Below are 10,132 nucleotides of genomic sequence, written 5' to 3' on the forward strand. Positions count from 1 at the left end.
ATCATTTTTTCCATTTATACATGTCATTAAGCCAAAGTGAAATCGTTCAAAGACTTGTTGAACTAGAAAACGAGCACCGAGAACTGGATGAGATCATTGAATTGTTAATCAATTCAGGCGAAATAGATGAATTGAAAATCAAACGATTAAAAAAACGCAAACTCAGAATCAAAGACATGGTGGTTTTTTATGAGAATATGTTGATCCCTGACATTGATGCTTGAACGTTCAGCCACATATCTTGTCTTAAGTTCCACTTGTACCGATAAAGACCACTTATGAAAAATACCCTGTTTAATCAAACCACTGCTTTAATTCTCATCGTATTATGCCTACCCATGGTGGCTGATGCCTTGCAAGCTAACATTGAGGAACCTGCATTTATTCAACTCAATGAACAGCCTGGCAACAAAGCCTTACAGGTGTCAGTGGTTAGGTACAAACCGCGAATGGGTGGTGATCAATATGTTGATTTGGTTGGTGCTGTTCATGTTGGTGACAAACAATATTATCAAGGCTTGAACGAATTGTTTAAAGGTTATGATGCGGTGCTGTATGAGTTGGTGGCACCTGAAGGGACTTATATTCCCAAAGGCGGTGGCGACAAAAAAGACACAAGTTGGTTATCAAGCATCCAGTTAGGGATGAAAGACCTTTTGGGGTTGTCTTTTCAAATGGAAGAAATTGATTACACACAAAACCATTTTGTTCATGCTGACTTTACACCTGAAGAATTCAGCCAAAGCATGAAAGACAAAGGCGAATCAATCTTCGGTATGGTTTTCAAAATGTGGCGAGCGGGCATATCACAACAACTGTCCGGTCAATCCAGTTCAAGTGATATGGATTTGATGATGGCGTTGATGTCATCAGACCGACAAAATGCACTTAAATCATTGATGGCCAAAGAATTGGTCAATTCAGACGGTGTATTGAAAGTTTTAGAAGGTCCGGAAGGGTCAACACTGGTGGCCGCGAGGAACCAAAAAGCATTGCATGTGTTGAAACGAGAAATGGCGAAAAACAATCAATCTTTCGCCATATTTTATGGTGCAGCACACTTGTCTGATTTTCATCAACGGCTGGTCAGGGATTTTGATATGGTACCCGTTTCAACCCAGTGGCTGGATGCCTGGAAATTAAAATAACAGGCTGATTTAATCAATCAAATCCACTGGCAAAAATAGGATCAAAGTCCACTTCGTAAATTGGAGACATGTCTGTACCGTTGATCAAACCCAATGGTGTGTAATCTGAGTAATCAGGAAAGATGTAGCCCAAAAATCTGTTTTGCTGCCGTTTGATTAAGACTTCACTGACCACATCACGGTAATCCACTGTGGCTTCTACATCGCCGTCTTCAAACAACTGTTCTGGAGCCAGTCCTGGAAATTGACCATAAAACCCAGCATTGACATGATCGCCAATAACAAACATGGGGTTGCCATATCCATGGTCGGTACTATGATCACTGTTCTCATAAGCACGGCGACCAAACTCAGATTGCACAATGATGGTGAATTTACCATTGTGTGTGGCGGTCAAGTCTTGATACAGTGCATACAATCCTGCAGATAATTCTGTGGCTAAATCCGCAAATTGACCAGTGGTTCCGGTACCTTGACCCACATGAGTATCCCAGCCACCTGTCGGTACATAGGCCACTTCCAAATCAACGTCGTTTTTATACAATTGAGCAACGGTACGCATTTGCTCGCCAAAAAAACCAGCCGGATAGACCGCATTGTTACCTGGGGTATAGTTGTCCCAATCGATGCCTTGAATGATGGTGGAGGCGTTCAAAGTTTGGTGACCAACCAGCTGTTCTAACGATGTTGGACTGGCATAAATTTCTGCCAAAATGTCTTGCATGTAATCGCCCCAAGCCCAATGTCCGTCAGACAAACTGAATTCTTGTGGGTTGGCCATCACCAAGGCCGTTGGATCACCCAATACCGCATCGGTGTTGTTGTAAGATGGCACAACTGAAGGCATCACAGCATCATCAGGCGTGTGTAGTGAAGAATTAAAGTAGCGAGTCAGCCAGCCTGTACCTAAGGAACTGACGCCTTGTGTGCCAAGTTCCATGTACCTGGTGGCTTCAAAATGTGAACGATTGGATTCAACCAATCCAGTGGCATGAACGATTGCCATCTTGTCATTATTAAAAAGATCAGCCATTCCTGTGGCAGAAGGATGCATGCCAAATTCACTTTGTCCATTCAGCGCCAAAGAAATTGAATTTGGAATATGTAAATTGGGTCTTAATAAAGTGTAATGGGTGTAATCATTGCCAGAGCGAGGAGGCACCATATTGAGACCATCCATACCACCGTTTAAAAACACATAAACCAATAAGTCTCTACCAGAACCGCCTGATCCACCTTTTAACATGGTGTTGGCAAAGCCCAATTGTAATCCACCCATTCCAGCCACTGTTACCAGACCTGAACCTTTAAGGAATTTTCTTCTGTTGATATTTTTCATGCTTGTTTCCTTATCTGTAGCTGAATTCAGCGGTGAGAAATAGGGTCGACACCACGGCATACAATCGTTCTTGGTTGTAGGCTGGCCAATTGTTGGTGTTGATGTCTATGGGCGTGTTCCTGTCGTTGCCGACAGGGTTTTCGAAGTCGTCATACGACATGAATTCAGCCAATTTATCTTGGCTGTTGGCGTCAGGGACAATGCCACAAGCTTTTTCATACCAATAATTAACTATACCATTGGCTGTTCTTTCATTGACTGTCAGTGCATCATTGGTTATTTGTAATATTTGATTGAAGGGAGTGTCATTGTTGTTGCCATCACGGAAACGACTGGTCCATTGAATGAACTTCCAAGTTGACATGGTACTTGATGCTCCCAGCCAATGAGACTTAATGTCTGGATAGCCATTGGGTGAAGTCCAACCAAAGGGTGGTTGACCTGAGTCTTGAAAGCCCCAATGGTGCCAGCCCGAATATTCTTCAGTTGGGCTAAAACTGAAAGTGTATTCAATTTGTCTTAAGGCCGAGATGGTTTTTTCAAAGGGTCGTTTGATCTTGTCACCCCAGCTGTTGAGAAAATCTGCAGATTTTAACAACACTTCCATCGCCAGTTTGATTTGATCAGGTGATTGCCAGTTTTGATGTAAGCTGTTAGCGACCAAATCAACCGTGCTTTGCGACGGTTCATCGGCGATGAATCTGCGACACAATTTAAAGGCTAAAAACTGAGCGGTTGCTGGGTGCTCTGCTAACATGTCAAGAATGTCATTGACATCTTTTTCAGGGTCATTGGCATCGTAGAAAAAATCAGTACCCATCACTCGTTTCACACCTTGGTCATGCCAATCAGGACGAAACATAAATAGCCCAGTCGGTGCCAAAGTCAGATCTATCGGTGGGTCATCATAAAGGTATTGATAGTCTTGCCAGCTGGCGCCGGAAAAAGACCACCCAGTCAGTGCCCTGGCCAGTTCCAATACATCGGCTTCTACATAGCCCAACCTTCGGCCTTGTCCATCGGTGGGGACATCTTGCCAAGCCATGTGTCCATAGTAGTTTTGTGCACTGATGGTGTGCAGTTCTAACAATTCCCTGGCATAGTTTTCATTGGGAGCAGATTGTTCGTTGACGCCATTGCCCAAATAAGACAACATACAATTCGAGCGAGTGACTTCATAAAGCATGGTGCGAAAATTGCCCAAGGCCTGAGGTCTGATGACATCTCGATCATAATGGACAAACATCGGTTGGATGTTGTCGCCATCCATGTAAACGTTAAAGTGGTTGTGCCAAAAATCTGCCATCATTTCCAGCAATTGTCTTTTGCTGTTAATGCCGCGGATGAAGGCTGCATAAATGGTTTCTCTTCCCGGCTGAATGTGGACATCCCAAGGAATGTCTTCACCCCCAGGAATATGCACGTGTTCTTGAAAAAACTGTTGTTGGGTTTTATTGAATGTCTCAAATCCCTGGGTGAGCATGGTATCAACGACACTGTCATCGATGTTTTGAGGCTCCAATTGTTCATCAATATAAGCCAGAACGCGATCCATTTCTGTTGCACCTGGCAAGCCTTGAATGTGGTTTAAATCGGCATTATTGGGTCCAAAAGCCATTTTGCACATGATGCGATGGGTTAAATTGGCAGGGGTTATGGAGCCACCTTTCAGTAATGGTGGGCGGCTTAAAGCAATGGGTGATTTTGAAAAAATGTTCGGTTTTTTGTATTTCTCATTGGCCGAAATCGACTTTGGTGCCTTCTTAACATGAGAAGGATCAGGGTATTTTTTTTGGTATATATTCATTGCTGCTGCCTTTATTTATTGATTATAACATAGGATTAAAGCCCTGAGATTAGTGAGAATCAGTTCACATAATCATTTTAATAATCTAAAAATAAACGAAAATTTCTAATTAATTAACGTTAAAAGCCGGAAATTAGGTATGCTTCGAGGGCTTGAAGTTAAAAATAATCGGCATGAAAAATAATTGTCAATTTAAAATTCCGTCAATCCTATTAACATTGTTGAGTTTTTCAGTGTTGAGCAAAACTCATGTGGTTACCGTTAGAGACAATTCATTCAACCCTGCCACGGTTGTCATTGAAGCAGGAGATACTGTGCGATGGGTTAATGCAGGACCCGGTGCTCACAATGTGTATTCAATGGGTCGTTTTCGTTGTGCCAATGGCTGTGATGCCAATGCCGGTGATGGGTCGCCATCAAGTGATCTTTGGGTGGCAGAAGTGACCTTCAGAATTCCAGAAACTGTGCCCTATGAATGTCAGCCACATGTTCAATTCGGTATGGTTGGTACCGTCGTGGTGCAAAACCCAAGTTCAACCACCACCCATCAAATCACGGCCAATCCTGATAATACATTTACCCCTGATCATTTACATATCATGGCGGGTGATGTGGTTTACATCAATAACCAAGGAGGGGAACATAATTTTCAAGCAGATGATGATTCAATCATATGTGCTGATGGCTGTGAAGGGGATGGCCAATCTGTTGACAGCGATCCCACTGGGTTTCAATGGGAGTTGTATCGAAGGTTTGATACGCCACGACTCATTAGATACCATTGTGCCAATCCGAATCACTCCGCGCAAACAGGGGTGTTGAAAGTCATCAGTGATGTGCTGTTTTCCCATGGTTTTGATTGAGTCCTGAAATTCAACCAGCTATTTAAAAGACTTGATGGCACTGTACCCACTCTGTTGTTAAAATAGTCGGTCACCCAAAACGCCATTATCCCATGACAAAATTTACTGGATCTGAAAAGTATGTAGCCACTGATGACCTGCAATTGGCGGTGAATGCTTCTGTGACTTTACAAAGGCCCTTGCTAATTAAAGGTGAGCCAGGTACTGGCAAGACCATGCTGGCTGAAGAAGTGGCGGCTGCCATGGGCAAGAAACTGCTCAGTTGGCACATCAAATCAACCACCAAAGCACAACAAGGTTTGTACGAATATGATGCGGTTTCACGCTTGCGCGATTCTCAATTGGGTGATGCCAAGGTTCATGACATCAAAAATTACATCAAACAGGGCATGTTGTGGCAGGCCTTCAATGCCGAAGAACAAGTGGTGTTGTTGATTGATGAAATTGACAAAGCCGACATTGAGTTCCCCAATGATTTATTGGTGGAATTGGATAAAATGGAATTTTCAGTTTATGAGACTGGAGAAACCATCAAAGCCATACACCGGCCAATCATCATCATAACCAGTAACAATGAAAAAGAGTTGCCTGATGCGTTCTTACGTCGCTGTTTCTTTCATTACATCACATTCCCTGATAAAAAAACCATGGAAGCGATCATCAAGGTGCATCATCCAGAGCTTAAGAAAAACATGCTCAATGCCGCCTTGGAAGTGTTTTTTGAAGTCAGGGAAGTGCCAGGTTTGAAAAAGAAACCATCCACTTCTGAGTTGATTGATTGGATTAAATTGTTGGTGGCAGATGACATTCCTATTGAAGCCTTACAAAACAAAAGCATCAAAGAAGCCATTCCGCCTTTGTATGGTGCCTTGCTAAAAAATGAACAGGATGTACACATGTTACAAAAATTGGCATTCATGATGCGCCGTCAAGGTTGATGGTGAGATCCTATGCTCATTGATTTTTTCTATACCTTAAAAAAAGCCCAATTACCTGTGACCGTCAAAGAGTTATTGGTGTTGTTGGAAGCATTGGAAAAACAGGTGGTGTTTGCCTCCATTGATGAGTTTTATCAGTTGTCTAGACTCTGCATGATCAAAGATGAAAAGCATTTTGATCGGTTTGATTTGGCTTTTGGTCATTATTTTCATGATTTGGCAATGATTGAAGATTTTGAATCATTTTTGATACCCCATGATTGGCTTAAGCCGGACTGGATTAAACAGTTGTCAGACGAAGAAAAAGCCCAGATAGAAGCATTGGGTGGCTTTGAAAAATTGATGGAGACTTTGCAAAAGCGGTTAGAAGAACAACAAAAAAAACACCAGGGTGGGAACAAATGGATTGGTACCGGTGGCACTTCGCCATTTGGTCACAGCGGTTATAATCCAGAAGGAGTCAGAATTGGCGGGGAAAGTCGGCACAATCGTGCCACCAAAGTGTGGGAAAAGCGTCAATTTAAAAACTTAGATGGCCGGGCAGAGTTGAATACCCGGTCAATGAAAATGGCTTTACGTAAGCTGCGAAAGTTTGCTCGCACCGGTGCTGCAGATGAATTGGATTTGGCCAGCACCATCAAATCAACCGCGGAGAATGCCGGTTTATTGGATTTAAAAATGCGTCCTGAACGGCACAATGCCGTTAAATTGTTGGTGTTTTTTGATGTGGGTGGTTCGATGGATTATCACATTCAACAATGTGAGGAATTGTTCACAGCGGTTAAATCAGAATTCAAGCATTTGGAATATTTTTATTTTCACAATTGTGTCTATGAAAAACTATGGAAAGACAACAACCGTCGTTGGCAAGAAAACATCAGCACTTGGGATGTGATGCATACATTTGGCAGTGATTACCATGTGATGATTGTGGGTGATGCGGCCATGTCACCTTATGAAATCACTGAGAATTTTGGCAGTGTTGAGCACATGAATGAAGAATCGGGCTTGCTTTGGATGCAAAGGCTCACCAATCAATGGAAGAAAATGGTTTGGTTGAATCCAGTACCTGAGGAATATTGGTCATACACCCATTCAACTCAAATCATGCGTAAACTGGTCAACCAGCAGATGTTTCCATTGAACCTCAATGGTTTACAGGATGCGATTGATTCATTGGCTAAATAAAGCTGAGTTGTGTCCATCATTGGTTATAATTATCCAAACAAATAAAAATCTATACAGATAAATATCATGTCAAAAATCACTTTAAACATAGCTGTACTGACCGTCAGTGACACCCGCACAGCTGAAACAGACACTTCAGGATTAAAACTTAAATCATGTGCCGAAGCCGATGGTCATAAAGTGGTCGCACAAAAAATCGTCAAAGATGACTTGTTTCACATCAGGGCAGTGGTTTCGGCATGGATTTATCAGTCTGACATTCAAGTGGTGCTGATTACTGGCGGCACTGGATTTTCAGCCAGAGACGTGACACCGGATGCTGTAGAACCCCTGTTGGAACAAGTTATTCCTGGTTTTGGTGAGTTATTCAGACAGGTTTCATATGATGAAATAGGTTCCTCCACCGTTCAATCAAGGGTTTTGGCTGGCATTTCCAATCGCACATTCGTCGCAACCATTCCGGGTTCAACCGGTGCCTGTCATACGGCTTGGACGGCCATATTGAGTGAACAACTGGACAGCCGCCACAAACCTTGTAATTTTGTTGATTTGTTGCGGTAAAAACACGCGCTGTTGGATGAATTTACTTCCTTTGGTATGACTCTGCTTAAACAAGCGCTTCTGCGGTTGAATCAATCACAACAAGGGATTGTGCTGTCAGCAGTCGTGTTGCTGTTGGCATCAAATCCATTGCTGAAAATCAATGACGTGTAAAAATACGCGGCTCCTGATCTTGGAATGGTATTAAAAGATGGAGCGCCAATGGCCAACACGCCATCATCGAGGGCAACCGACAATCCAAATTGCTTATCGACATCAGCATCTGTCGCCGTCATCATGCCATTGTCTTGCCAGACACCAGAACCATCACGTATTTTCAAAAAAACTGCGCCCGCATTGGTCGCTGTGCTGTCGTCACCAAAGGCACCAATGGCCAAGTGGTTTTGGTGAATGGCCACTGAGTGACCATATTTCTGTGTTCCCAACTCGGTGAATTCATGTTCTCCCATTAAATCATAGATAAAGACCCTGCCAATATGATTCGCACTGACTCCGGAGGCGCCAACCCCAGCGATGTATTCGTCTCCAATGCGTCCTACTGCGCTGGAAATTCCGAATTGGTCACTGCTTAATAAACTTGCAGGCTCAATTGGTGTGGATTGAACCCAGCTGCTGATGATCTGATCACGATTAAAAGGGTAAGCGGCCCCTTGGCCAAATTGATGATTTGGAGCACCTCCTAATAACAAATCACCGAATAAGGCGATGGATGTCCCCAAGTGTCCTCTTTCATCAGTCGCTGTGTCATCGTCTTGCAAATCTCCCAGACGTTCCCAAAGCAAATCGTTGGCTTGACGGTAGAGGAAAATCACGCCATGACTGCCACCAAACAGCGGTGCGCCCACCACCACAATGGTTTGTTCAGGTAAGTTTCCAACGTCAGGTATTGATATATCTATATCTACAGATGTCCCCATTTGAATGGCTGCGCTGGTTGCTGAGTCATCAGGCAATAATTTTTCAATCTGTTGCCAATCCGTACCATTCCACTCAAAGATATACGCTGCACCAGAATCTGTCCAAGTAGCGCCACCAGTGGCTTCATCATCACCAGGGGCGCCAATGACAATAAAATTTCTTTTGATGGCCACATCCATACCAAAGAAGTCATCTTGTGAGGGCGTTTGGGCTGTTAACTTTTGAAATTCAATCCATTGGCCGCCAACATAACGAAAGACATAGGCAGCCCCTGCACGCAAATGTGTACCAGGTGCCGGGTCATGAGGAACATCAAATCCTGGTGCACCGATCACTGCAAAATCACCCTCAATGTCAATGGCATGGCCAAAGCGGTCTCTGATGTGGCCGTCGGAAGCTTCAATACGCTGTTCAGGGCCTGGTTGTGCATGGGCGTTGATTTGAAAAAACAAGGTAAGCAACAGCATAAGGAATATGCTGAGTAATTGAATCCCAGTACATTTTATTAAAAACTTGGCTGAATTTTTAATACTCAATGCTATGGGGCTTGTCAATAACAACCTGCTTTGGTGGAATAAATGGTCATGATATTGCGAAAGTTGGTTCGCTGTATTCATTTCAGTATTTGGCATATTAATCACCTGTCTAACTTGTAATGTCTCCTTAATAAGTGTTTTGTAACTTATATATACATGCGATAAAGAGCCTAGAACAACGCCAATTGTTTTTTAAAGCACTGAGTTTATAAGTACATAAAAATCCTATAACCATTAAAAGCCATCTCAAGAGCCCATCCTACAATACTTACATTTGCTGCTGTGCTCGTTCTGAATGAAGTGGAAGTTGTCATCCTGAGGTCAGGTAATGAAGTTCATGCGATTTAGCCGAAGGTTAAGAAGCGTGAAGGGAGTGCCGTAGGCCGTGTAGCCGAAGGATCTCATGAAGTTGGTATGGGCTAATTGTTTACCATTGCGTGGGCTGTTGGAGATTCTTCGATTCCGCCCTTAAAGGGCCTGCTTTTGGCTTCGCTGCACTCAGAATGACAGCGCCTTGTCGAACAGTCAGGTAGGATGGGCTCTGCCCATCAAAAATTTATCAAACACCAAAGCTATATCACGCTGAATATATGCCAAACTATTGAATAGTTTTTTTAAATAGGTATGTTATTAATGCGATGGTTTATTATCTGAAGTCATCAAATTTAACCCGTTATAGATGGGCATAGCCCATCCTACAATTATTACATTTCCTACAATACTTACATTTACCGCTGTCTCGTTCTGAATGAAGTGGAAGTTGTCATCCTGAGGTCAGGTAATGAAGTTCATGCGATTTAGCCGAAGGTTAAGAAGCGTGAAGGGAGTGCCGTA

The 10,132-nt window shown here is 43.1% G+C and carries 9 protein-coding genes; 6 read left to right on the plus strand and 3 right to left on the minus strand.

What is annotated here, in order from left to right; all coding sequences use genetic code 11:
- Window positions 1-20 precede the first annotated feature (20 nt).
- Both CCS90_RS05425 and CCS90_RS05430 read left to right on the plus strand, forming a co-directional pair.
- A complete protein-coding gene (locus CCS90_RS05425; RefSeq protein ID WP_099018461.1) occupies window positions 21-224 on the plus strand; it encodes a DUF465 domain-containing protein in 204 nt (67 codons plus the stop codon).
- A gap of 54 nt (window positions 225-278) precedes the next feature.
- A complete protein-coding gene (locus tag CCS90_RS05430; RefSeq protein WP_133566488.1) occupies window positions 279-1,148 on the plus strand; it encodes a hypothetical protein in 870 nt (289 codons plus the stop codon).
- Between the two features lie 13 nt (window positions 1,149-1,161).
- On the opposite strand, the gene CCS90_RS05435 is transcribed toward CCS90_RS05430, so the two are convergent.
- Window positions 1,162-2,487: a DUF1501 domain-containing protein gene (locus CCS90_RS05435; RefSeq protein WP_162846819.1), complete on the minus strand. Its 1,326-nt coding sequence runs from the start codon at window positions 2,485-2,487 to the stop codon at window positions 1,162-1,164.
- Window positions 2,488-2,497: 10 nt separating this feature from the next.
- On the minus strand, window positions 2,498-4,294 hold the full coding sequence (locus tag CCS90_RS05440; RefSeq protein WP_099018464.1) for a DUF1800 domain-containing protein: 1,797 nt from the start codon (window positions 4,292-4,294) through the stop codon (window positions 2,498-2,500).
- Window positions 4,295-4,527: 233 nt separating this feature from the next.
- On the opposite strand from CCS90_RS05440, the gene CCS90_RS05445 reads away from it, so the two are divergent.
- The 4 genes from CCS90_RS05445 (at window position 4,528) to moaB (ending at window position 7,844) form a co-directional block, all read left to right on the plus strand.
- Entirely contained in the window at window positions 4,528-5,157 is a 630-nt protein-coding gene (locus CCS90_RS05445) for a cupredoxin domain-containing protein (RefSeq protein WP_162846820.1), read from the plus strand.
- 92 nt (window positions 5,158-5,249) lie between these two features.
- Window positions 5,250-6,095: an AAA family ATPase gene (locus CCS90_RS05450; protein ID WP_099018466.1), complete on the plus strand. Its 846-nt coding sequence runs from the start codon at window positions 5,250-5,252 to the stop codon at window positions 6,093-6,095.
- Window positions 6,096-6,107: 12 nt separating this feature from the next.
- Window positions 6,108-7,283: a vWA domain-containing protein gene (locus tag CCS90_RS05455; RefSeq protein WP_099018467.1), complete on the plus strand. Its 1,176-nt coding sequence runs from the start codon at window positions 6,108-6,110 to the stop codon at window positions 7,281-7,283.
- A 66-nt stretch (window positions 7,284-7,349) separates the two neighbouring features.
- Window positions 7,350-7,844: a molybdenum cofactor biosynthesis protein B gene (gene moaB / locus CCS90_RS05460; RefSeq protein WP_099018468.1), complete on the plus strand. Its 495-nt coding sequence runs from the start codon at window positions 7,350-7,352 to the stop codon at window positions 7,842-7,844.
- Window positions 7,845-7,915: 71 nt separating this feature from the next.
- Here moaB and CCS90_RS05465 read toward each other — a convergent pair whose 3' ends face one another.
- Window positions 7,916-9,229, minus strand: coding sequence for an FG-GAP repeat protein (locus CCS90_RS05465; RefSeq protein ID WP_162846821.1), 1,314 nt, complete (start codon window positions 9,227-9,229; stop codon window positions 7,916-7,918).
- Window positions 9,230-10,132 lie beyond the last annotated feature (903 nt).

The organism is Marinicella litoralis (assembly GCF_002591915.1).
Lineage (GTDB): Bacteria > Pseudomonadota > Gammaproteobacteria > Xanthomonadales > Marinicellaceae > Marinicella > Marinicella litoralis.

What these genes read in the sequence shown, in the direction of transcription:
- CCS90_RS05450 (WP_099018466.1), top strand. Translation starts at nt 5,250, where the DNA reads ATGACAAAATTTACTGGATCTGAAAAGTATGTAGCCACTGATGACCTG.
- CCS90_RS05425 (WP_099018461.1), top strand. Translation starts at nt 21, where the DNA reads ATGTCATTAAGCCAAAGTGAAATCGTTCAAAGACTTGTTGAACTAGAA.
- CCS90_RS05440 (WP_099018464.1), bottom strand. Translation starts at nt 4,294, where the DNA reads ATGAATATATACCAAAAAAAATACCCTGATCCTTCTCATGTTAAGAAG.
- moaB (WP_099018468.1), top strand. Translation starts at nt 7,350, where the DNA reads ATGTCAAAAATCACTTTAAACATAGCTGTACTGACCGTCAGTGACACC.
- CCS90_RS05465 (WP_162846821.1), bottom strand. Translation starts at nt 9,229, where the DNA reads ATGCTGTTGCTTACCTTGTTTTTTCAAATCAACGCCCATGCACAACCA.
- CCS90_RS05430 (WP_133566488.1), top strand. Translation starts at nt 279, where the DNA reads ATGAAAAATACCCTGTTTAATCAAACCACTGCTTTAATTCTCATCGTA.
- CCS90_RS05435 (WP_162846819.1), bottom strand. Translation starts at nt 2,487, where the DNA reads ATGAAAAATATCAACAGAAGAAAATTCCTTAAAGGTTCAGGTCTGGTA.
- CCS90_RS05455 (WP_099018467.1), top strand. Translation starts at nt 6,108, where the DNA reads ATGCTCATTGATTTTTTCTATACCTTAAAAAAAGCCCAATTACCTGTG.